At 47.0% G+C, this 23,975-nt stretch carries 21 protein-coding genes; 17 read left to right on the top strand and 4 right to left on the bottom strand.

Annotated features, from left to right (window positions below; all coding sequences use genetic code 11):
* Window positions 1-487 precede the first annotated feature (487 nt).
* The 7 genes from L9Q40_RS11875 (at window position 488) to L9Q40_RS11845 (ending at window position 8,239) form a co-directional block, all read left to right on the top strand.
* Entirely contained in the window at window positions 488-2,173 is a 1,686-nt protein-coding gene (locus tag L9Q40_RS11875) for a bifunctional 3-(3-hydroxy-phenyl)propionate/3-hydroxycinnamic acid hydroxylase (protein WP_498793395.1), read from the top strand.
* Window position 2,174: 1 nt separating this feature from the next.
* Entirely contained in the window at window positions 2,175-3,164 is a 990-nt protein-coding gene (locus L9Q40_RS11870; RefSeq protein ID WP_498793394.1) for a 3-carboxyethylcatechol 2,3-dioxygenase, read from the top strand.
* Entirely contained in the window at window positions 3,157-4,020 is an 864-nt protein-coding gene (locus tag L9Q40_RS11865; protein WP_065296787.1) for an alpha/beta fold hydrolase, read from the top strand. The genes L9Q40_RS11870 and L9Q40_RS11865 overlap by 8 nt, the downstream gene beginning before the upstream one ends.
* A 10-nt stretch (window positions 4,021-4,030) precedes the next feature.
* Window positions 4,031-4,831: a 2-keto-4-pentenoate hydratase gene (gene mhpD / locus L9Q40_RS11860; RefSeq protein WP_498793393.1), complete on the top strand. Its 801-nt coding sequence runs from the start codon at window positions 4,031-4,033 to the stop codon at window positions 4,829-4,831.
* Complete coding sequence (locus tag L9Q40_RS11855) at window positions 4,828-5,763, top strand: acetaldehyde dehydrogenase (acetylating) (RefSeq protein WP_020333215.1); 936 nt, start codon at window positions 4,828-4,830, stop codon at window positions 5,761-5,763. Before mhpD ends, L9Q40_RS11855 begins: the two co-directional genes overlap by 4 nt.
* A gap of 11 nt (window positions 5,764-5,774) precedes the next feature.
* Window positions 5,775-6,788 (top strand): 4-hydroxy-2-oxovalerate aldolase, encoded by a 1,014-nt coding sequence (gene dmpG / locus L9Q40_RS11850; protein ID WP_065299620.1) that lies wholly within the window; start codon window positions 5,775-5,777, stop codon window positions 6,786-6,788.
* 92 nt (window positions 6,789-6,880) lie between these two features.
* Window positions 6,881-8,239, top strand: a complete 1,359-nt coding sequence (locus L9Q40_RS11845; RefSeq protein WP_065299621.1) for an MFS transporter — start codon at window positions 6,881-6,883, stop codon at window positions 8,237-8,239.
* Between the two features lie 54 nt (window positions 8,240-8,293).
* Here L9Q40_RS11845 and L9Q40_RS11840 read toward each other — a convergent pair whose 3' ends face one another.
* Both L9Q40_RS11840 and L9Q40_RS11835 read right to left on the bottom strand, forming a co-directional pair.
* Entirely contained in the window at window positions 8,294-9,112 is an 819-nt protein-coding gene (locus L9Q40_RS11840; protein ID WP_498793392.1) for a DNA-binding transcriptional regulator, read from the bottom strand.
* Window positions 9,113-9,207: 95 nt separating this feature from the next.
* Entirely contained in the window at window positions 9,208-9,456 is a 249-nt protein-coding gene (locus L9Q40_RS11835; RefSeq protein ID WP_498793391.1) for a protein phosphatase, read from the bottom strand.
* A gap of 190 nt (window positions 9,457-9,646) precedes the next feature.
* Between L9Q40_RS11835 and L9Q40_RS11830 the strand changes: the two genes are divergently transcribed.
* Window positions 9,647-10,255 carry an alpha/beta hydrolase gene (locus tag L9Q40_RS11830; RefSeq protein ID WP_498793390.1) on the top strand — a complete coding sequence of 203 codons (609 nt, stop codon included), beginning with the start codon at window positions 9,647-9,649 and terminating at the stop codon, window positions 10,253-10,255.
* A 76-nt stretch (window positions 10,256-10,331) separates the two neighbouring features.
* Here L9Q40_RS11830 and L9Q40_RS11825 read toward each other — a convergent pair whose 3' ends face one another.
* Both L9Q40_RS11825 and L9Q40_RS11820 read right to left on the bottom strand, forming a co-directional pair.
* Complete coding sequence (locus L9Q40_RS11825) at window positions 10,332-11,234, bottom strand: response regulator transcription factor (RefSeq protein WP_014231734.1); 903 nt, start codon at window positions 11,232-11,234, stop codon at window positions 10,332-10,334.
* The gene (locus tag L9Q40_RS11820) at window positions 11,212-14,523 is read right to left on the bottom strand and encodes a hybrid sensor histidine kinase/response regulator (RefSeq protein ID WP_498793389.1); all 3,312 of its coding nucleotides are present in this window, start codon (window positions 14,521-14,523) and stop codon (window positions 11,212-11,214) included. The genes L9Q40_RS11825 and L9Q40_RS11820 overlap by 23 nt, the downstream gene beginning before the upstream one ends.
* 381 nt (window positions 14,524-14,904) lie before the next feature.
* Between L9Q40_RS11820 and urtA the strand changes: the two genes are divergently transcribed.
* The 9 genes from urtA (at window position 14,905) to ureC (ending at window position 23,958) form a co-directional block, all read left to right on the top strand.
* Entirely contained in the window at window positions 14,905-16,179 is a 1,275-nt protein-coding gene (urtA, locus tag L9Q40_RS11815; RefSeq protein WP_498793388.1) for an urea ABC transporter substrate-binding protein, read from the top strand.
* 152 nt (window positions 16,180-16,331) lie between these two features.
* The gene (gene urtB, locus L9Q40_RS11810; RefSeq protein WP_498793387.1) at window positions 16,332-17,996 is read left to right on the top strand and encodes an urea ABC transporter permease subunit UrtB; all 1,665 of its coding nucleotides are present in this window, start codon (window positions 16,332-16,334) and stop codon (window positions 17,994-17,996) included.
* Between the two features lie 2 nt (window positions 17,997-17,998).
* A complete protein-coding gene (gene urtC / locus L9Q40_RS11805) occupies window positions 17,999-19,084 on the top strand; it encodes an urea ABC transporter permease subunit UrtC (protein WP_014231738.1) in 1,086 nt (361 codons plus the stop codon).
* 53 nt (window positions 19,085-19,137) lie between these two features.
* On the top strand, window positions 19,138-19,917 hold the full coding sequence (gene urtD / locus L9Q40_RS11800) for an urea ABC transporter ATP-binding protein UrtD (protein WP_372378671.1): 780 nt from the start codon (window positions 19,138-19,140) through the stop codon (window positions 19,915-19,917).
* On the top strand, window positions 19,914-20,609 hold the full coding sequence (gene urtE / locus L9Q40_RS11795; protein WP_014231740.1) for an urea ABC transporter ATP-binding subunit UrtE: 696 nt from the start codon (window positions 19,914-19,916) through the stop codon (window positions 20,607-20,609). The genes urtD and urtE overlap by 4 nt, the downstream gene beginning before the upstream one ends.
* A 4-nt stretch (window positions 20,610-20,613) precedes the next feature.
* On the top strand, window positions 20,614-21,471 hold the full coding sequence (locus tag L9Q40_RS11790; RefSeq protein WP_498793386.1) for an urease accessory protein UreD: 858 nt from the start codon (window positions 20,614-20,616) through the stop codon (window positions 21,469-21,471).
* A 104-nt stretch (window positions 21,472-21,575) separates the two neighbouring features.
* A complete protein-coding gene (gene ureA, locus L9Q40_RS11785; RefSeq protein WP_014231742.1) occupies window positions 21,576-21,878 on the top strand; it encodes an urease subunit gamma in 303 nt (100 codons plus the stop codon).
* 8 nt (window positions 21,879-21,886) lie between these two features.
* Window positions 21,887-22,192: an urease subunit beta gene (locus L9Q40_RS11780; RefSeq protein WP_498793385.1), complete on the top strand. Its 306-nt coding sequence runs from the start codon at window positions 21,887-21,889 to the stop codon at window positions 22,190-22,192.
* A gap of 59 nt (window positions 22,193-22,251) precedes the next feature.
* Window positions 22,252-23,958, top strand: a complete 1,707-nt coding sequence (gene ureC, locus L9Q40_RS11775) for an urease subunit alpha (RefSeq protein ID WP_329351784.1) — start codon at window positions 22,252-22,254, stop codon at window positions 23,956-23,958.
* The last annotated feature ends 17 nt before the right edge of the window (window positions 23,959-23,975 follow it).

Here is a 23,975-nt window from a genome sequence, read left to right as displayed (position 1 = left end):
GAGCTTCTCGCGTTGTTATTATTTTTAACGCATCCTTAATTCTTACCTTCAAACTCACTTCATCAGCAATCAGACCAGCTTTTTCACCACTCCTACTCCTTTCTAACAAAATCGATACCTCCCTTTGCTTTACAACTTTTCACAACTATCTGTCGCCTTACTGTTACAGACGTGTAACTTTGCCGTTTAAAAAATCGAGATTTGCATCACTAAATATTGGCGAAATCTGCTCAATTTAGCTGTGCTCACAGCCCAATTTATCGAGGTGTAATTATATAAAAACAAGTTAAAACAACATTGTGCACTATGTGCACCTAAAGTTGAGTTGCGGTTGTGGATATAACCGCTCTGGATGTACGTTTCAGTAACAAAATAAAAACATTTATACAGCCTGACTCCTTCAGAACGCGAATGAGTAGGCCTTTCCCTAGCGATCTATGTGATCAAATAGGGTTCCCATAACTTGAACGTACCTGGAGAATTCAAAGTGACAGTATCCACTTCCCCGAAAACGGTCTCGACTGCCCATTATGATTCAGAAGTCATGATTATTGGGGCTGGTCCAGTCGGTTTAATGATTGCAAACTATCTCGGCGCCCAAGGCATTAACGTCACTGTGATTGAACAACTGCCGACACTAATCGATTACCCTCGCGCTATTGGTATTGATGACGAGAGTTTAAGAACGTTTCAGGCTGTAGGGTTAGCTTCAGAAGTTGTGCCTTACACCACGCCATATCATGCCATGCGCTTCCTAACCCCTAAAGGCCGTTGTTTCGCAGATATTCAACCGAATACCAACGAGTTTGGTTGGTCGAGAAGAAACGCTTTTATTCAGCCAAAGGCCGATCGCGCGCTATATGATGGATTAGACCGCTTCTCGAATGTCAAAGTGCTGTTCTCACGTGAACTGGTTAACTTTGGCCAAGATAACGAACAAACCTGGGCTAACTTCACAAACGAGAAGTGTGAAGAAGAGCGAATTTCAGCAAAATATATGATTGCGTGTGATGGCGGTAATAGCTTTGTCCGTCGTAATTTGAATATCTCGTTTGATGGTGAAACCGCACCAAACCAATGGATCGTAATGGATCTGGAAAACGATCCAATTGGTACCCCTAACATTTACTTATGTTGCGACGCTGAACGCCCATATGTATCAGCGGCTCTACCACAAGGTATTCGTCGATTTGAGTTTATGGTCATGCCGGGTGAAACCGAAGAGGAACTCAGCAAGCCAGAAAATATGGATCGTCTGTTGAGCAAAGTGCTGCCTTCAACGGAAAATATCAAATTTATCCGCCAACGTGTTTATACCCACAATGCCCGTCTTGCTGGTAAGTTCCGCGAAGGTCGAATCCTGCTTGCAGGCGATGCGGCGCACATTATGCCAGTTTGGCAAGGACAGGGTTACAACTCCGGTATGCGCGATGCGAATAATCTGGCGTGGAAACTCTCTTTAGTGGTTAAAGGGATGGCGGATCCAAGCCTGTTAGACACGTATCAACAAGAACGTCGTGACCATGCGAAAGCGATGATCGATCTGTCAGTTTTAGCTGGTAAGGTACTGGCACCACCTAAAAAATGGCAGGCAACGTTGCGTGACGGCGTATCTTGGTTGTTGAACTATGTACCGCCTGTTAAGCGTTACTTTGTTGAAATGCGCTTTAAACCAATGCCTAAATATCATCAAGGCGTTCTTGTTGAACCTAAACCTGCGCTCAAAGACTCTCCGGTGGGCAAACTGTTTATTCAGCCTATGGTGCGAGTGGGTAATGAGATCAGCAAACTTGATGATGTTATCGGTCAAAACTTCGCAGTAATCGCATGGGGCACCGATCCCATGCAGGGGTTGAGTGAAGCTGAAATTCAGCATTGGCAGCAACTCGGTACCAAGTTTATTCAAGTGGTTCCGTCAGTACAGCTCAAGTCACAGATTCAGACGCATCCTGATGTGCTGTGTGTTGGTGATGAAACCCACGCACTAAAAGATTGGTTTGGTCGTTACCCAGCATCAGTAGCCATTATCCGACCTGACCGATTCGTTGCAAGTATCGCTATTCCACAGTCGATCAACACCATTTGCCAACAAGTACGTAAGGCACTGAGCGCCACAACTAAGCACAGCGACGCGGCTCCTAAACTTGATACCAATGACAAAAAGGTAGCTTGATATGAGTAAAGCCTATTTGCACTGCTTGTCGCATACACCATTAGTCGGTCATTTTGATCCCCCTCAGGAGGTTATCAATGAAGTTAACAGCGTTATCGCTGACGCCAAAAAGCGCATTGATGAATTTGACCCAGAGTTGGTGATCCTGTTTTCACCTGATCATTACAACGGATTTTTCTACGATGTTATGCCGTCGTTTTGTATCGGAATGGCCGCTCATGCGATTGGTGATTTTGGCACTTTAGCTGGCCCGTTAAACGTCCCCCAAGAGCTTGCTGAAGAGTGCGCACAATACGTGCTGGCTAAAGGGGTGGACGCAGCGGTTTCTTACAACATGCAAGTAGACCACGGTTTTGCTCAACCTCTCGAGTTTCTGTTAGGCAGTCTGGATCGCGTTCCGGTTATCCCGGTGTTTATCAACGGTGTTGCGCCCCCAATGCCCGGTTTTCAGCGAGCCCGCTTACTGGGTGAAGCAATCGGTGAATACGCCAAGAGCTTAAACAAACGCGTGTTATTTCTGGCTTCCGGCGGTTTATCACACCAGCCGCCAGTACCTGAGCTAGCCACTGCCAACGAGCATATCGCAGACCGATTAAAAGGCAGCGGTCGATGTCTTCCTGAAGATGAACGTATCGCCCGCACCCAAAGAGTGATCAACGCAGCGGTTGAATTTACCTATGACCAAAACACGTTACACCCACTAAATCCGGAATGGGATCGCGCCTTTATGCATGATCTGGCCAACGGGCAAATAAGCAAGCTGGATGCAATGAACAATCAGGACCTGTCAGATATTGCCGGAAAGTCCACTCATGAAGTGAAAACCTGGGTGGCGGCATGCGCGGCGCTATCTGCTTACGGACCTTACAAACCCGAAGGTTGCTATTACCGCGAGATACCAGAGTGGATCGCTGGATTTGGCTCTATGAGTGCAACCACGACAAAGAACACAAAAACTAAAGCTGTAAACGAGGAGTATAGGAATGTCTAAACTAATTTTTACTGAACAAGAGACAAGCAAATTTGTTCAAATTGAGGAAGGAGACCTCAACCTCAAACTGCATTACAACGATTGCGGTGAAGGGAGTGAAGTCGTAGTGATGCTACACGGTTCAGGACCGGGTGCTACGGGCTGGGCTAACTTTAACCGTAATATTGAGCCTTTAGTCAATGCTGGTTATCGCGTCATCCTTCTTGATTGTCCGGGTTGGGGAAAGAGTGACTCAATAGTCTCTACTCAATCTCGTTCCGACCTAAACGCAACCGCATTAAAAGGTGTGTTAGACGCGTTGGATATTGAGCGCGCGCATTTAATCGGTAACTCCATGGGTGGGCACTCGGCTGTCGCATTCACTCTTTCCTACCCAGAACGCGTAGGTAAATTGATTCTGATGGGTGGCGGCACTGGCGGTGCGAGCTTGTTCACACCAATGCCGGCAGAAGGTATTAAGCGTCTAAATCAACTTTACCGCGAGCCAACTATCGAAAACCTAAAAGCGATGATGGATATCTTCGTCTTCGATACCAGCGATCTTACCGAAGAGTTGTTCCAGACTCGTTTGAATAACATTCTTGCTCGTCAGGATCACCTCGACAATTTTGTGAAAAGTCTGGAAGCCAATCCAAAACAATTCCCGGATTTCTCTGCGCGATTAGGCGAGATCAAAGCCGATACATTGGTCATTTGGGGTCGCCAGGACCGCTTTGTTCCGTTTGATACCAGCTTACGTTTGATGGCAGGCATTCCACAGGCTCAACTGCACGTTTTCAACCAGTGTGGTCACTGGGTGCAGTGGGAACATGCTGACACATTCAACCGTTTGGTTGTCGACTTCATTCAGCATTAAGGAGAGAACCATGTCTGACAAGATAGAACAACTGGCACAGAGACTGCGTGAAGCAGAGCTGCATAACCTGCCAATCTCACCACTGCGTGACGAGTTCGAAGGCGCCGGTGTACAGCAAGCCTACGCTATCCAACGTATGAATGTGTCCGTAGCGGTCGAGCAAGGTCGTCGTATCGTTGGGCGCAAAATTGGTCTGACTAACCCTAAAGTTCAGGCGCAGTTAGGCGTTGAACAACCTGACTTTGGCACGCTCTTCGCTGATATGTGTGTCGGCGACAATGAAGTAGTGCCCTATGAAGCGGTCATGCAGCCGAAAATTGAAGCGGAAATCGCACTGATTTTGGCGAAAGACTTACCGCAAAGTGACCCGACTATAGGCGAAGTAATGGATGCGATTGGCTGGGTTGTACCCGCTTTAGAAATCGTCGGTAGCCGCATTCGCGACTGGGATATTAAGTTTGTTGATACCGTAGCAGACAATGCTTCCAGCGGTTTATATGTACTTGGCGGGCCTGCTCGAACAGTAGACGGCTTAGATTTTCGTGGCGCAACCATGACGATGTCACGCAACAACGAAGTCGTATCCCAAGGTGATGGTTCGGAATGTCTTGGTAACCCATTAAATGCAGCAGTTTGGCTGGCTCGTACCATGAGCGCATTCGGCGAGCCATTGCGTGCTGGCGATGTTGTATTAACAGGCGCATTAGGTCCGATGGCAGCGGTGCAGCCAGGCGACAGATTCGATGCCGAAATAACAGGAGTTGGTCGTGTGTCAGTCTCCTTTACAGAACAAGAGGAGAGTGAAAAATGAAAACCATGAAGGTAGCGATTATTGGCTCAGGCAATATCGGCACTGACTTAATGATAAAAGTGCTGCGCAATAGCCAACATTTGACCATGAGTGTCATGGTTGGGATTGACCCAGAATCGGATGGCCTGGCCAGAGCACGTCGAATGGGGGTTACCACTACGCATGAAGGTGTGGAAGGTTTGATTAAATTGCCAGAGTTTAATGACATCGATATCGTTTTTGATGCGACGTCGGCTAACGCGCACATCAGTAATGATGCCCTTCTGCGTGAGGCAAAACCAGGCATTAAGCTGATTGACTTAACTCCGGCAGCGATTGGTCCTTATTGCGTTCCAGTCGTGAATCTGGAGCAAAACCTTGCGAAGAATAACGTCAATATGGTCACTTGTGGCGGTCAGGCAACGATTCCTGTTGTTGCGGCTGTAGCGCAAGTAGCCACCGTGCATTATGCAGAGATTATTGCGTCGATCAGCAGTAAATCGGCAGGACCAGGTACTCGCGCGAATATCGACGAGTTTACCGAAACCACTTCTAAAGCCATTGAAACGGTAGGCGGCGCGAAGAAAGGTAAGGCGATCATCATTCTGAATCCGGCAGAGCCACCTCTGATGATGCGTGACACTGTCCACGTACTATGCGACAGCAAAGATGAAGACAAAGTCCGCGCATCAATCGAAGAAATGGTCAGCGCGGTTCAAAGCTACGTGCCGGGTTACCGTTTAAAACAAGCGGTGCAGTTTGAATCGATTGGCGAAGACAAACCAGTTACGCTTCCGGGCTACGGTGAGTTCAGTGGGCTCAAAGTGTCTGCCTTTATTGAAGTCGAAGGGGCTGCCCATTACCTCCCTGCTTATGCTGGCAACCTCGATATTATGACTTGTGCAGCTATGGCGACCGCAGAACGTATCGCTCAATCTTGTCTGAACCAATAAGGAAGACCCTCATGAATGAACAAAAACTGTATATCTCAGATGTGACATTGCGTGATGGTTGCCATGCGGTTCGTCACCAGTACTCCATTGAGCAAGTTAAGTCGATAGCGCGTGCGCTTGATAATGCCAAAGTTGACTCAATCGAAGTTGCTCACGGTGACGGCTTGCAAGGCTCTAGTTTCAACTATGGCTTTGGCGCTCATACCGATCTCGAGTGGATTGAGGCGGTAGCGGAAGAACTGAGCCACGCTAAAGTCGCGACCTTGTTATTGCCGGGAATTGGTAGTGTTCACGACCTCGATAACGCTTATAACGCAGGTGCGCGAATCGTACGTGTTGCAACACACTGTACCGAAGCCGATGTTTCCCGTCAGCACATTGAGCATGCACGTAAGCTAGGTATGGATACCGTTGGCTTTTTAATGATGAGCCACATGACAACGCCACAGAACTTAGCACTGGAAGCGAAAAAAATGGAAAGCTACGGTGCTACCTGTATTTACGTGGTGGACTCAGGTGGTGCGATGACCATGCAGGACATTCGTGATCGTTTCCGCGCTCTGAAAGAAGTGTTGGACCCGCAAACTGAAACGGGTATTCACGCTCATCACAATTTGAGCTTGGGTGTCGCCAACAGTTTGGTGGCGGTTGAAGAAGGCTGTAACCGTATCGATGCGAGTTTATCAGGTATGGGAGCCGGGGCAGGTAATGCGCCACTAGAAGCCTTTATTGCTGCGGCAGACAAACTTGGCTGGAATCATGGCACCGATTTATACGCATTGATGGACGCTGCAGATGACATTGTGCGACCACTGCAAGAGCGCCCGGTTCGTGTAGACCGTGAAACGCTTGCACTTGGCTATGCCGGTGTTTACTCGAGTTTCTTACGTCATGCTGAGCGTGCAGCAGAACGTTACGGTTTAAATACCGTAGATATTCTGGTTGAGCTTGGTAAGCGACGCATGGTCGGTGGTCAAGAGGATATGATCGTCGATGTCGCGCTTGATTTGCTGAAAAACCGATAGTCGTTCTCTCTGTAAAAACACTCATTAAATAATAAATATTAAGAGCCGGTATCCCAAGCCGATACTGGCCATCCCTACATGGAGTGAGGAATATGTCTAATCCAATACGTGAAGCAGAGTTGAAACAGAAAAAGCGTGAAAGCCGCCGAGCGGTCATTTCAAGTTATCTTGGTTCAACCGTCGAATACTATGACTTTCTGTTATACGGAAGTGCAGCAAGTCTGGTGTTTCCTGCATTATTCTTTAGTGACTTAGACCCAGGTCTGGGAATCATTCTGTCGTTTCTTACCTTAGCAACCGGCTATATTGCGAGGCCAATAGGCGGCCTGCTTTTTGGCCACTTCGGCGACAAATATGGCCGAAAACAGATCTTATTTATTACCCTGATGGTAATGGGAATCGTGTCGATATTGATCGGTTTGTTACCGACTTACCAAACCATTGGTATCGCAGCGCCAATCGCGCTTCTTTTATTGAGAATTTTGCAGGGTCTTGCCGTTGGTGGGGAATGGGCTGGTGCAACCCTGATGGCAATGGAGCACTCGGGTAAAAAGTCCAAAGGCTTGGGCGCAAGTATTGCCGTTTCAGGCGGGCCTTCTGGCGCTGTACTTGCGACTCTGGTTTTGGGCGGATTTTCGTTAATGCCAGAAGAGCAGTTTATGAGCTGGGGCTGGCGTATACCGTTTCTGTTGTCTGCGTTACTGGTTGTGATTGGCTTGTATCTACGTCACAGGGTCACAGAATCGCCTGACTTTGAACAGGCGAAAGCCAAAGAAGCACAACAATCTGAATCCGCCAGCGTGCCAATTGTTGAGCTGTTTCGTAGTTCATCTAAAGAGATTGGCTTAGGCACCTTATCTGGTATTGCGCCACTTTTTATTCAATCCCTTTTAGCGACCTTCGCTCTTACTTACGCGGTGTCCATTGGTCACAGTCGCAGCGATGCATTATTAATGCTGACAATTGCTAATACGCTACATATATTCACCATTCCTCTGATGGCCGCTATTTCCGATCGATATGGCCGTCGTCCAGTTATGCTGACTGGTGTCGTACTGGGTATGATTTTGATTTGGCCAATGTTCGAATTAATCAGTCACGAAAATCCGTGGATGATGTTATTGGGCTTTATCATCGGTAACCCGATCATCCAAGCCGTCATGTACGGACCTATGGGCGCTTTTATCAGCGAGAAGTTTACTACTCGTACTCGTTACACCGGGTTGTCGTTAACTTATCAATTAACTTCACTGATCGGTGCTGGATTTACGCCAATTATCGCTCAGGCATTACTTGAGCAGGCCGGTGGTGGAACAAATACACACTACATTGCGATGTTGTTTTGTGTGTTGTGTGCAGTAACGGGTATTGGTGTTTACTTGTCCAAAGAAACCGCTGCCGTTAAACAAGAGACAGTATCGCTTCACGCAAAGGCGAAACAAGCGATATAAACCATCTCTCAGTCATTTGAGTACTTAAAAACCAGTCTTGCGACTGGTTTTTTATTACTGTACAGGATACCCAAAGCGGATAGTATTTTCTGAAACACCTGATTCAATTTGGTTAGCAACATCTTGTAAATCAGCCAAATAGTTTTCTGCGGCTTTATCCAAAGACATGGCTTTAGCAATGTAAACCAGGTTCAGACAGCCAAGTAAGCGGTCCTCGTCATGGATTGGAACGGCGATAGCCGCAATTTTATTCTCTTGCTGCCAGCTCTGGTTATTCTCGCCATAGCCTTTTTCTCTGATGTGTTGCAGTATCTTGTCTAATTCTTGTGGTTCTCTGGCCAGCTGATACTCGGGTTCATCTCGCTCAGCGAGAATGGTCAGGATATTGCTCCGTTCGTTTTGCGGACAAAAGGCGAGATAGGTCAGTCCACATGCAGTTTGTAAGATAGGTAAGCGGCGTCCTACCATCGCGCGGTGAAATGATAAACGGCTGTAACGGTGGGTCGTTTCGCGGACTACCATCGCATCGACATCTAAAGTTGTGATGTCGGTAGGCCAGACCACTTTTTCTAACAAACCTCCAAGTAAAGGAGCGGCTACTGCAGAGATCCACTGTTCATCTCGAAACCCTTCACTTAACTCTCGTACTTTCATGGTCAAGCGAAAGCTATTGTCAGAATCACTGTAACGTACATAACCCTCACTTCTGAGGGTTTCAAGTATACGTTTGACCGTTGTCCGGTGAATACCACTTAACTCTGATAACTGACGCACACTCGCACCACCATCAAGGCGATTAAGTATATTGAGTAAATACAGCCCGCGGGTTAAACCCTGTACAGTTTTGTAATTCGATGATTGATCTTGGCTCATGGAAGAACGCAGCTTGTTTGACGTTGCGGTATAGAATAAACGATTTCACTGGATAATACGTTGCGCTACGTGGTGTTAATTCCTCTACGCGTTACTTATTCTCCAAACTTGAGCCCTTTAAGCTCAAACATTTCGGAAGACTCCAGCAAGGTAACAACGGTATGGGCTTCCCAGAGTTTAATGGTATCTAAATCAACATCGAGGTTTCTTTCCCATATACTTGCGATGGCTATTCGATCGTGTTTACCTGTGCCGAATGTAATACCAATTCGACCATAACTTGAATGGGTTTTGACTTCAGCTATCTGTAAAGGATGGGTGTGACTTGTGAGTACGGTTGTCATGCAGGATTCCCTGAAAGAGTCACTCAACGATACCTGATACCAGCGTAAAGTAATAAATCAGGAAGTCATTGGCGGATATCAAGTTTAAGAAATACGAATTGTGTTGTTAACCATGGTGTTAAACACAATTTAATTATTGCATTGGCTCAGGTTAGTATGGGTTCTAAAACTGTATAAAGGATTAATCGTTATGTCTAAACAAGTGGTGATTTTGCTTCATGGTGTCGGAAGCAATGGTAAAGATTTAAGTGCGCTGGGTGATTTCTGGAAGCCTGTACTGCCGGATACGGTATTTTTGTCTCCTGACGCGCCGTTTCATTTTGATCAGGGTGGTGAAGGGTTTCAATGGTTTAGCCTGATTGGAGTGACGGCTGAAAATCGCCCGCAACGAATTTATCAAGCCAGAGAAAGTTTTGATGAGACGATTAACCAGATTTTTTCAGAGCAAGGCATTGATCCGGACAGAGACAAGATTGTGTTTGTTGGCTTTTCGCAGGGTTCGATTATGTCTTTAGATGCGTTAGTGCGTAGTCGCTATCCGCTGGTGGGAGTTGTCGCGTTCTCAGGGCGTCTATCTTCTCCTCAACCTTATGAAAAAAATTGCGAGACACCCGTGTTTCTTGTGCACGGAAAAAGTGATCCTGTTATTCCATGGTCAGAAAGTGAAAAAGCGAAAGAGCAATTGACGGACTTAGGTTTTACCGTGGAAGCTCGTTATGAAGATCACACACAACATACGATTTCCCCAGAGGGGGCGATGGCTGCAGCGGAATTTATTAAGAAGTGTTTTAGCGAATAACCCGTCAATTCCCAGATAACATAAGCACTTTTACTGCTTTAGTAAAAGTGCTTAAGGGTAGGATAGTCAGACTGACTTAAGCCCGCTCTAATATTCTGATTGATACGCTTGCTGCTGAGGTACGGTTATCGACGTCGAGCTTCTTATAAACCTGTTCGAGGTGCTTGTTAACTGTTCGAGGGCTCATTTCTAAAATTTGGGCAATCTCCCAGTTTGTCTTTCCAAATGAAAGCCAGTAGAGCACTTGTGATTCTCTTCTGGTTAAACCCAGATGGGTTTGAAGATCTTTCTCTGAACCGTTTTGCTTGGGCGTCGAAATACGCACTAGCGAGTGAATACGGTTGTAATCGCCCGCGTAACTGGCTTCTAGCGGAGGAGAAAACTGTTTTAAGGTGAGTGGGGTATCTGCCGGGGACTGCATCAACCAAATGGCGATATCTTGTTGGATTTTTTGCCATGTTTCAGAAAAGTCGTCACCCAGTGAAGAAAGTAACTCTTGAGCATGAGGCGTCGCCCATTCCAGATTACCGTTACTAGAGACACAAAAAATATATTGCCCCGCGTAATCTAAAGCCGCTTGTGCCGATTTTGCCAGACGGGCAGATTGGCTATGGACTTTGATTCGGGCGAGCACTTCATCAGGAACGACGGGTTTGGTGATGTAATCGGTGCCGCCGGATTCAAAACCACGCATGACATGTTTCGAGTCATTTAAGCCAGTCATAAAGATAATGGGTGTTGAAGGCAAAAGCTCTTTCAGCCGAATACAGGTATCAAACCCGTCCATCTCAGGCATGATGGCATCAAGCAAGATCACGTCGGGCTGCACTTTCTCAACAATAGTGAGAGCCTGAACGCCATTGAGCGCGACGAGTACCGTAAGCCCAGCCTGATTCAACGTGGCGTTTAACATGCTGAGAGATTCAGGTGAGTCATCCACGACCAACACTGTGATGTTATTGCTTGTTATAATGCTCATTAATCATTCCATTTATTTGCAAGATAATATTGTTGAAGTTACATTCCTGCAGGTGTTGTTTCAGCTTCTCAACCCAATCGCCACTTCCAGCTAAACCCTGTTCGATTTTCTCTAGTTCGCCGCTCACTCCAGACAAAAAACCAATTTCTGCGTATTCACGTAGCTTAACCAATTGCTCATAAGTCGGGATCGTTTGGTGCGGAACGTGAACGGTCTCGGTTTTGAGGTCTGATGCTTGATTACTGGTTTCATCATAAAGCCAATCAATGTCGAGTAAGCGATTAAGCTTGGCAAGCAACATAGGCACAGAAACGGGCTTGGTTAAATAGTCATTATGGTAGCGTTGGAGTTGGTTATTGGTTTCTAGTTCTTGAATGTTAGCGGATAACATCAGGATGGGTTGGCGGAAGTCTTCCTTGCGCAATTGGATCGCCAGTTGCCAGCCATTTACTTGTGGCATAAAAATATCCAGCATAAACAGATCGACATGATGCTGTTTTACTAGCTTGAGAGCTTGTGGCGCATTCTCTGCCAACAAAACATTAAAGCCCAGAGGCGTCAGAATTCGAGACATCAATTGACGTTGATCTTCGATATCGTCAACGATCATGATCGTTTTTCGGTCCCCGTTGTATCCAATCACGGCATCGCTTAATAGCTCCGGTTCAGGACGTCCATCTTTTACTTCTGGAAGCATCAGCTTTAATACGAATGCACTGCCGTAGTCGACTTTACTGGTGCAGGAAATTTCGCCGCCCATGATCTCTGCTAAAGCATTCGAAATGGTTAACCCCAGACCGGAGCCATGAATCGCTTCGGTCTTTTGGTTTTTAATCCGTTCGAATGGTTTAAATATCAGCCCCAAATCTTGTTCGGATAAACCAATGCCTGTGTCTTGCACCGTAAAATGCACCACCTGATTGCGATAGCTCACTTTAAAAATGATGGTACCTGTTTCGGTATATTTGATCGCGTTGCCCAGAAGATTGATGAGTATCTGGCGTAAGCGTTGTTTGTCTGTTGCAACAAACGTCGGTAAGTAACCGGAGGTTTCAAATTCAAACTCCAGCCCTTTACGTTTTGCTTGCATGGAAAACATATCGACGAGCTGTTCTAGCAGTGCGGTGAGGCTAAATTCATCTCGGTGAAGTTCTAAGCGTCCCGCTTCAATTTTTGAAATCTCTAACAAGCCTTCGATCATGTCCGACAGGTGTTTGCCATTACGCTTTAAAACCTCAGCATACTGTCTCGTTTGTTTGTCCAACTTGTTGTCTGAACTCAATAATTGCGCATAGCCAAGCAGAATGTTTAACGGAGTTCGCAGCTCGTGACTCAGGCTCGCGAGGTATCGGCTTTTGGCGTTATTCGCCGTTTCTGCTGAACGCTTTGCTTGCTGTAATGCCTGAGAAGTTTTGTGGTGCGCGTTCACTTCTTTAGTCAGCAGCGCGGTATGCGATTTTAACTCTTTGACTGCCGTTCGGTTACTCGTGCGAGCTAGAACGAACAACCAACTGATGATGCCAATTGGGATAAGCAGAAGAGCAAACGCATTAATTAATCCATTTGAAATGGAATCCATATGCACTTGTTCTAGTTGGGGGATTTGAGAATATGCCAGTGCCAGAATACTTCCCATCGCTAAGCTTACTGTCAGCATCACAATGACGAAGTGCGCAATTGTGGATGAAAGCCGATTAACCCAGGTTGAGGAAAAGTAGGGCGACAGTATCTGTTTTAATTGTGCGCTAAAGGTTGCATCAGGACGGCAGTTATCATGACAGCGGACATCCAACGAGCAACATAGTGAACAGATGTGACCCCCATACGCTGGGCAGAGTGCCATATCTTCATGCTCAAAGGTGTGTTCACAGACTGAGCATTGGTGCTCCTCATCGTTACTGGATACGATGACATCATTGCGGACCAAGTAATAACGGCTTTTGGTGAGCAATGCGATGATCGGTACGGTCAGAAACGGCAACGCAAAAGCGATGTATGAGGCAAAGGCTCTGGCTACTTCTCCGTAAAAATCCAGATGTGCTGTAATGCCGATAACGGAGGCTATTAGCATGGACCCCACACCGACTGGATTAATGTCGTAGAGTTTAGAACGCTTGAATTCGATGGTTTTTGGACTCAACCCCAAAGGTTTATTGATCACCAAATCTGCGACAATGGACCCTATCCAGGCCAGTACCAGCACGGAGTAGACTTGTAAGGTCTGTTCGATAAGCTGATACACGCCAAGCTCCATCAGAAGTAGGGCAATTAATACGTTGAATACCATCCAAACCACCCGACCGGGATGGTGGTGAGTTAGGCGTGAAAAGAAGTTTGACCAAGCTAGTGAGCCAGCGTAGGCATTTGCCACATTGATTTTTAACTGGGAAATGATCACAAACAGGCCCGCAGCCAGTAAAGCCAGTTGCGTGTTGTCCGAGGTATAACTGAACACAGTAAAATACATGTGTGCAGGATCGCCGGCAAGATTCGGCAGCACGCCGTGACTGATGGCTAACCAGGCTAAAAAGCTGCCTAACACAAGCTTCATCGAACCGAAGATCATCCAACCGGGGCCACCTAACAGCATGGCGCTCCACCATTTCAGTTTTCCGCAACGCTCTTTGGCAGGAAGGAAACGTAGAAAATCGACTTGCTCGCCGATTTGAGCCACAACCGCAAGCAATACTGCTGAAGCAGAGCCAAAAAGTAGCCAGTTGAAGTCAGGACCAACATCGTTTACGCCTGTGTAACTCAGCCATTCATCAATCTTGGCGTCTTCATGAGTAAAAACGTAGATCAACGGTATGATTTGTAGCATCAGCCAAATAGGTTGAGACCACATTTGAAAGCGCCCGATATTGGTAATCCCAAGTACGACAAGGGGAATAACGAGGACGGAGCTGATCACGTAAGCGATAGCCAAAGGTATATCAAACAACAGTTCGATAGCCATCGACATGATCGCCGCTTCCAAAGCAAAGAAGATGAACGTGAATGAGGCGTAAATGAGCGAGGCGATGGTAGAGCCGATATAGCCGAAACCCGCCCCTCGGCTAAGTAGATCAATATCGACACCGTGCTTCGCGGCGTAATAACAGATGGGTATACCAGAAAAAATGACGACCAAAGCAACAGCGAGAATCGCCCAAAGTGAATTGGTGACACCGTAATTGAGTGTGATCGTTCCACCAAGTGCTTCGAGCACCAAAAACGAAACGATACCGAGTGCGGTGTTCGCGATCCAACTGGCCGACCATTTTCGTGCACGCTTAGCAGTAAAGCGCAACGCGAAATCTTCGAGCAGCTCGTTACCGACTAATTTATTGTATTTGCGTCGGGTTACGGTGATTTTTTGTATAGAGATAACTCTTCATCCTTGAGAATTAACAGTGTCGTTTGAGTACAAGTACTTTTCAATTTGGTGGCTCAAACTATCAAATGCACATCCTGTGCACCTTGTACGCGCGCAATTATAGCTCGCATTTATTTTTCCACCTATGCGTAATTATACGTAGTTTTTATGCACGAACCGCGCATATTCAAACTTTCCATTCTGATCAATACTCAAACTCGTTCATTTAGTCAGCAGGATTTATCCATTGGATAAGTAACATCGCGACGTGAATTAGTATTTGTTATCAACAAATTAGTGAAAGGAAGAAGACAAATGAAACGGAATTTCTTGGCGACTTCGGTATTAGCGGCATCATTACTGAGTGGATACGCAATGGCAGAAGACACCATCAAGGTCGGTGTACTTCACTCTCTATCGGGCACCATGGCAATCAGTGAAACAACACTCAAAGATACGATGTTGATGCTGATTGATGAACAAAATAAAAAAGGTGGCTTACTAGGTAAAAAACTTGAAGCGGTGGTTGTGGACCCAGCTTCTGACTGGCCTCTGTTCGCTGAAAAAGCACGTGAGCTCATTTCAAAAGACAAAGTCGACGCAGTATTTGGCTGCTGGACGTCGGTGTCTCGTAAGTCTGTCCTTCCTGTTTTTGAAGAGCTCGATAGTCTATTGTTCTACCCAGTTCAGTATGAAGGTGAAGAGTCCTCGAAAAACGTATTCTACACGGGTGCCGCGCCAAACCAGCAAGCCATTCCAGCGGTTGACTATTTACTTGATCAAGGCGTAGAGCGTTGGGTTTTAGCCGGAACAGATTACGTTTACCCGCGCACTACCAACAAAATTCTTGAAGCATACTTAAAAGAAAAAGGCGTGGCTGAAGTCGATATTATGATCAATTACACGCCGTTTGGTCATTCTGATTGGCAGTCAATCGTTTCGGATATCAAGAAATTCGGTTCTACAGGTAAGAAAACAGCAGTGGTTTCTACCATCAACGGTGACGCTAACGTACCGTTCTATAAAGAGCTAGGTAACCAAGGTATCTCAGCAGATGACATTCCTGTAGTGGCATTCTCTGTGGGTGAAGAAGAGTTGTCCGGTATGGATACCTCTGCTTTGGTTGGCCATTTGGCGGCATGGAACTACTTCATGAGCGTTGAATCCGACGTGAATGACGAGTTCATCGAAAAATGGCACAAGTTCATCAAGAACGATGAGCGCGTAACCAACGACCCAATGGAAGCGCATTACATTGGTTTCAACATGTGGGTTGAGGCTGTTAAGAAAGCAGGCACAACCGATCCAGCTGTTGTTGGTGATGCGCTTGTCGGCGTGACCGTTCCTAACTTGACTGGTGGTTACTCCGCAATGATGCCTAACCATCACATCACCAAACCCGTTCTTATCGGCGAAATCCAAGACGATGGCCAGTTTGAAACCGTATGGAAAACGTCGGGATTAGTGGCTGGTGATGCATGGTCAGATTTCCTACCGGGTTCAAAAGATCTCATCTCGGATTGGCGTCAACCGTTATCTTGCGGTAACTACAACACCAAAACTGGCAAATGTTCTGGTCAAAACTTCTAAGTTGACCATCACGCTCTCATAGCAGAGTTCAATCGTTAAACGTTAGTGACAGTGCCTTTAACTCATATGTGGCACTGTCACTTATTCGAGTCTTTTGTTTATTTTTCCGTTCACTCGAGAAGAATATTCGTTTAACCAGAGGTTTGCCTACGATGTTTTACGCATCCATCTTTCAGCGACTTACACGATTTTTATATTCGACATTTTCTTCAGCGTCGAGCGTTATCGTTGTTCTTTTTAGCCTTTTTTTATCTGCTCAAACTTTAGCCTCAACGACAGGGTTAGAGAGCGAGCTACAACGTCTTGCGACACGTGACTATGATCAAATCAGCCAGGCTGTTATCAACATTGGAGAGCGTGGCGACGAGCGTTCAATTCAAGTTCTCGAACTCCTATTCAGCGGTGATATCTATCTTGATAAAGAGTCCAAGCAATTGGTCAAAATTGTCGAGAAAAAGGGCAGTCAGTATTTAGTCACCCCTCTTTTTGCCGAAGCGTCGGCAGAGCCACTGCTCGTCAAACGCCGTTCCGTTAAAAAAATCGGGATTAACAACCAGATTCGCGGCGAAATTAAAGCCCAGTTGGCAGCGCTGAATATTCGACATTCCGATCCCGGTACGCGTATCAATGCGGTCACACAGTTAATGGGTGACCTGAATGAACAAACTTATACCTTGTTAGAGAAAGCGCGTGTTAGTGAAGCGGATACAGATGTTCAACAAGTGTTGGATACAGCATTAGCCATTTATCAGTTAGAACACTCAAGCGATCAAGCGGTACAAGAAAAAGCGATAGCGACGTTAGGCGATAGCTATCAGCCAACCGCACGCAATGCACTTACCCAATTTTTAGCGACAGAACCAAATGAGGAACTGACCAATGCGACAAACAAAGCGCTCGGTTTGATTGAGCAGCGCGTCAGTTTGGCACATTTTGGTGAAACTCTATTTTTTGGTCTGAGCTTAGGTTCCGTTCTGGTGCTTGCTGCAATTGGTCTGGCGATTACGTTTGGTGTAATGGGCGTGATTAACATGGCACATGGTGAACTGATCATGCTTGGCGCTTACACCACATACGTGATTCAAACGTTGATGCCGAATCATGTTGGTTGGTCAATCATAGTTTCGATACCTGTGGCATTTTTGGTTTCCGGTGCAGTGGGCATATTGATCGAGCGAGGTGTGATTCGCTTCTTATACGGACGACCGTTAGAAACTTTGTTGGCGACGTTTGGTATCAGTCTGGTTTTGCAACAGACCGTACGCACGATTTTCTCCCCACTGAACCGTTCGGTATCAACACCGGACTGGATGCAAGGTGTGATTGAAATTAACCCGCTGCTAAGTCTGACCCTGAACCGCTTTTACATCATCATCTTTTGTCTGATCGTCTTTGCTCTGTTGTTTGCAGTATTACGTTACACCCGTTTAGGGATTGAAGTTCGCGCTGTTTCGCAAAACCGTAGTATGGCGAGAGCAATGGGCGTGAAGTCAGAGTGGGTTGACGCAATGACCTTTGGGCTTGGTTCCGGCATCGCAGGTATTGCTGGTGTCGCGCTCAGCCAACTTACTAACGTGGGACCAAATTTAGGTCAGGCGTACATTATCGACTCATTTATGGTCGTGGTGTTTGGTGGTGTCGGTAACTTGTGGGGAACTCTCGTCGCTGGTATGTCGCTTGGTATCGCAAACAAAGTGATGGAGCCATGGGCTGGTGCCGTTCTGGCTAAAATCCTGGTGCTGGTATTTATCATTCTATTTATTCAGAAGAAACCCCGAGGCTTGTTCCCTCAGAAGGGTCGCTCGGCGGAGGGTTAATCATGGATCATCAATCAAAATTGTTCGATCGTTCTACACTGATGTTTTTGATTGTATTGGGTGCGGCGCTTTGCTTAATTCCAGCGCTGAACCTGTTCTTTGCAGAAGGATCTGCACTTCATATTTCGACTTACACCGTCACGCTAATGGGTAAGTATCTGACATATGCGCTACTGGCAGTCGCAGTGGATTTGGTTTGGGGTTATTTGGGTATTCTGAGCTTAGGTCACGCCGCCTTTTTTGCACTGGGTGGCTATGCGATGGGTATGTATCTGATGCGTCAGATTGGTGATCGCGGCGTGTACGGTAACCCAGAACTACCGGACTTTATGGTTTTCCTTAACTGGCAGGAGCTGCCTTGGTTCTGGCATGGTTTTGACCAGTTCTGGTTTGCAATGTTGATGGTGGTGTTAGCGCCTGGAATACTCGCCTTCGTGTTTGGCTGGTTTGCTTTTCGCTCGCGTGTAACGGGTGTTTACCTATCCATTATCACTCAGGCTCTGACGTATGCATTACTGCTGGCGTTCTTCCGCAATGAGATGGGTTTTGGCGGTAACAATGGCTTAACTGACTTTAAAGATATCCTTGGCTTTGACCTGCAATCGGATTCGACACGTCTGACACTATTTGCGTTATCAGGCATCGCTCTTGGATTAGGGTACATGGCTTGTCGATTCATTGTGGTTAGCCGCTTAGGTCGAGTTGCCATGGCCGTTCGTGATGCTGAAGCTCGGACTCGTTTCACCGGCTACAAAGTGGAATACGTCAAGTTAGCTATCTTCACTTTTTCTGCGGTACTCGCTGGCATTGCAGGTGCGTTGTATGTCCCTCAGGTGGGCATCATCAACCCTTCAGAATTTTCTCCGCTTAACTCAATTGAACTTGTCGTGTGGGTGGCACTGGGTGGACGTGCAACATTGTACGGTGCGGTGGTTGGTGCCTTAGCTGTCAATTACGCCAAAACCTACTTAACCGCGGCGCTTCCGGAAGTGTGGCTGTTTAGCCTGGGGGCAATGTTCGTGCTGGTCACGCTATTCCTGCCTAAGGGAGTAACAGGCTTAATCAAACGTAAAGAGGTGCATTCATGAGTATTCTAAGCCTTGCGAAAGAGCTGACGGACCGCGAACACGTTTATGAGTTTATGAAGCCGCAAGTTAACCCGATGCTTAAAGTCGGTCATGGTTGTTTGTTGTATCTCGAAGGTATCAGCGTGTCGTTTGATGGTTTTAAAGCAATCAACGACCTCAATCTCTACATTAAAGAAGGGGAATTGCGCTGCATCATTGGACCTAATGGCGCAGGCAAGACCACCATGATGGACATCATTACGGGTAAAACCCGTCCAGATACCGGTACCGCGTGGTTTGGTCAAAACATTAACTTATTGCAAATGAGTGAGCCTGAAATTGCACAAGCGGGCATCGGCCGTAAATTCCAGAAGCCGACGGTGTTTGAATCTCAATCGGTATTTCACAACTTAGAATTGGCGATGGCAGGGGCAAAAACCGTCTTTTCAACGTTGTTTGCCACACTAACGCCAAGCCAGGTGGATCATATCGATCACGTACTCAAGCAAATAGGTTTGTACGAGCAGCGTGCTTTATTGGCTGGTGCATTATCTCATGGTCAGAAACAGTGGCTGGAAATCGGCATGCTACTGATGCAAAACCCGAAACTGTTGCTGGTTGATGAGCCTGTTGCGGGGATGACCCACCAAGAGATGGACAGAACGGGTGAGCTGCTAACGTCATTAGCGGGTGAGCGTACGATTGTGCTGGTTGAGCACGATATGGATTTTGTCCGCTCGATAGCGCGTGATGTAACGGTTTTACACCAAGGCAGCGTATTGGCTGAAGGCACGATGGACCAAGTTCAAAGCAACCGTAAGGTCGTGGAAGTCTACCTTGGAGAAGAAGCATGATTGAGATTAAAGGATTAAACCAGTTTTATGGACAGAGCCACACGTTGTGGGATCTCGACATGCAGATACCAGAGGGCAAATGTACCGTTCTGATGGGGCGCAATGGCGTAGGTAAAACGACGTTGCTGCAATGCATCATGGGGTTGCTACCAACCAAGAGTGGCGAGATTAACTTCTTGGGACAAAACATCACCAAAATGGCCGCAGAGAAACGTGCGCCAATCGGGATAGGTTATGTTCCTCAGGGACGCCAGATATTTCCGTTGCTGACGGTAGAAGAGAATTTACGTATCGGTCTACCAATGCGCAAAGATGGCGCCAGACAGGTTCCGGAATTCATCTACGAGCTGTTCCCAGTTTTAAAAGAGATGTTGCATCGCCGGGGTGGCGATTTATCTGGCGGACAACAGCAACAGCTTGCGATTGGTCGAGCCTTGGTAATTGACCCCAAGCTTCTGATTTTGGATGAGCCGACTGAAGGCATTCAACCCAATGTCGTCGCTGAAATTGGCGACATTATCCGCCGTCTGAATAAAGAGATTGGCCTGACGGTGTTACTCGTCGAACAGAAACTGCCGTTTGCGCGTAAAGTCGCTGACAACTTCTGCATTATTGATCGTGGTCGTCAGGTGGCGATGGGAGAAATGGAAGCGCTCGATGATACGTTAGTTAAGAAATACCTGACGGTGTAAGCGGATGAACAGTGTATTTAACATGTCGACCCAAACGCAGCGCCATTGGCCAGCTTATCTGTCCCTCGGCTTTAGTAAGTCCGATGACAAAACGCAGATGAAGCGTATGGAGTTTCAAGGCCCTTTGCGCGTGCAGCGACCGTTTTACCCGGAAATTGATGTCTGCCACGTTTACCTGCTTCATCCGCCGGGTGGGTTGGTGTCTGGTGACGATTTGAGTATTCAGATTCATTGCCAAAACGATAGTCATGCGCTGATCACCACACCGTCTGCTGGCAAAATTTATAAGGCTGACAGTAAAAATATTGAGCAAAAGCAGCATGTCGATATCGAAGTGGATAATGCCGCGTGTGAATGGCTACCCATGGAAACCATCGTCTTCAACGGGGCACACGGTAAGTTGACCACCAACGTCAATCTCTACGGTGACGCGAAGTTTATCGGTATCGATGTTTTTTGTTTAGGTCGCCCGAAAAGCCACTTTCCGTTCATACAGGGAAGCGTAGAGCAGCGTTTATCCATCTATCAAGACGGTACGCCTCTGTTACTTGAACGCCAATATCTGGCCGCAGATGATCCGCTTTTGACCGCGATAAGTGGTTTCAACAGCAATTTAGTCTCTGGCACTTTAACGGTTGTTGGATTGACTGACGCTCAAACTACGGTTGAAACGCTGCGCGAACACTTTTCCGCAGATACACATGGCACGTTGAGCATCACTTATCGACTCAATGTTTTATTAGTTCGTTATCTTGGTGATTGCAGTGAAGAGGCTCAGCAGCAACTGCGAGCGTGCTGGCAACTTATTCGTCCAGAGCTGCTTAGGCGCCCGGCATGCCCACCGAGAATTTGGAATACGTAGGTTAATTTAAGTCCAGTAACTAAACGAAGCCCGCTAAGTGCAGCGGCATTAAAAGTCACAATGTAACGTTTAGGGACGTAACGCAAAGGTTAGAGGGTTTACAAATGGAATTATCTCCAAGAGACAAGGACAAGTTATTGCTGTTTACCGCGGCGTTAGTGGCAGAGCGTCGACTCGCTCGCGGCGTAAAACTCAATTATCCAGAAGCGTCTGCTTATATTTCCGCAGCAATCATGGAGGGAGCTCGTGACGGCAAAACGGTCGCCCAGCTTATGAGTGATGGACGCACACTGCTCACCAAAGATGACGTGATGGAAGGTATTCCAGAGCTGTTAGAGGAAGTGCAGGTAGAAGCGACGTTTCCGGATGGCACAAAGCTGGTCACTGTTCATAACCCGATTCAATAGGAGCAACCATGAAGCCTGGTGAATACATTTTAAGTGACGTGCCAATTGAGCTGAACAAAGGACGTCGAACTGAGCAACTGGCAGTAATTAATCATGGTGATCGCCCGATCCAAGTTGGCAGTCATTACCACTTTTTTGAGACCAATCCGGCATTAGATTTTGACCGCGAGAAAGCCAGAGGGATGCGACTCAACATTGCGGCTGGTACCGCAGTGCGATTCGAGCCGGGGCAGACTCGCAGCATTGAGTTGGTCGAGATTGACGGAACGAAAACCATCTATGGCTTCCGGGGCGAAGTCATGGGAAAGGTCTAATACAGATTTAGCCAGCTTTAGTGAGATGCTAAGCATTGAAGGTTAAGGAGAACTAAATAATGGCAGAAATTTCTCGTCGCGCCTACGCCGATATGTATGGCCCGACAGTAGGCGACAAAGTCCGTCTAGCCGACACTGAGCTATTTATTCAAGTTGAGCAGGATTACACCGTATACGGTGACGAAGTGAAATTTGGTGGCGGTAAAGTCATTCGTGATGGCATGGGACAAGGCCAGTTATGCCGTGATCAAGTAATGGACTGCGTGATCACCAATGCGTTAATCCTTGATCACTGGGGCATTGTTAAAGCGGATATTGGCATTAAAGATGGCAACATTGCCGCGATCGGAAAAGCAGGTAACAAAGATATTCAGCCAGATATCACGATTAACATTGGCGCAAGTACGGAGGTGATTGCCGGCGAAGGTCATATCGTCACGGCAGGTGCTATCGACGCTCACATCCATTTTATTTGCCCTCAGCAAATCGAAGAAGCGTTAATGGCAGGTACCACGACCATGATTGGTGGCGGTACTGGCCCAGCAACGGGCACGAACGCTACGACGTGTACACCCGGAGCCTGGAACATGGCGCAAATGCTGCGCAGTACGGACCAAATGCCGATGAACTTTGGCTTTTTAGGCAAGGGGAACGCAAGTTTGCCGGAGCCGTTGGCAGAGCAAATTGAAGCTGGCGCTTGCGGATTAAAACTGCACGAAGACTGGGGGACAACACCTGCATCGATCGACAACTGTTTGACCGTTGCTGAAAAATACGATGTGCAAGTCGCCATTCATACAGACACGCTGAATGAATCCGGTTTTGTGGAAGACACACTCGCAGCGTTTAAAGGACGTACGATTCATACTTACCACACCGAAGGTGCAGGTGGTGGTCACGCTCCTGACATTATTGTTGCCTGTGGTCAGCCAAACGTACTGCCATCATCAACCAACCCAACACGTCCTTACACGGTGAATACCGTCGATGAACATTTGGATATGTTGATGGTGTGCCATCACCTTGATCCAAACATTCCGGAAGATGTCGCGTTTGCCGATTCTCGTATTCGCAAAGAAACCATTGCTGCGGAAGATATTCTCCATGATTTAGGGGCGTTCTCCATGATTGCCTCCGATTCACAGGCGATGGGGCGAGTGGGTGAAGTGATTACCCGTACCTGGCAAACCGCGCACAAGATGAAAGTGCAACGCGGCTACCTTGAACCAGACAAAGAGATTCAGGCAGATAATTTTCGCGCTAAACGTTACATCGCGAAATACACCATTAACCCTGCAATCGCGCATGGTGTTGATCATACGGTCGGCTCTCTTGAAGTCGGTAAGCTAGCGGATATCGTTCTTTGGAAACCAGCGTTCTTTGGTATTAAGCCAGCGTTAATCATTAAAGGTGGCTTTATTGCTGCAGCACCAATGGGCGATGCGAATGCGTCAATCCCGACGCCTCAACCTGTTCACTATCGCCGTATGTTTGGTGGTTTTGGTAGCGCAGCTTCTGCAACGTCCGTCACCTTCACCAGCAAAGTCGCCAGTGAGAATGGGTTGAAAGACAAACTGGGCTTACAGCGAGAGTTGATAGCCTGCAAGAATTGCCGAACTGTCACCAAGAACGACATGATTCTAAACGACTATATGCCAACGGTTACGGTAGACCCACAAACTTATGAAGTTCGAGCAGATGGCGAGCTATTAACGTGCGACCCAGCGACAGAGTTGCCTCTTGCGCAGCGTTACACCCTGTTCTAATCGCTCAGTTTAAAGAA

Origin of the sequence: Allocatenococcus thiocycli, assembly GCF_921292965.1 — a bacterium.
In the GTDB taxonomy this organism is placed as follows: domain Bacteria; phylum Pseudomonadota; class Gammaproteobacteria; order Enterobacterales; family Vibrionaceae; genus Vibrio; species Vibrio natriegens.
The sequence above is the reverse complement of the archived record's forward strand: the minus strand, read 5'-3'. Positions and strand labels throughout refer to the sequence as shown.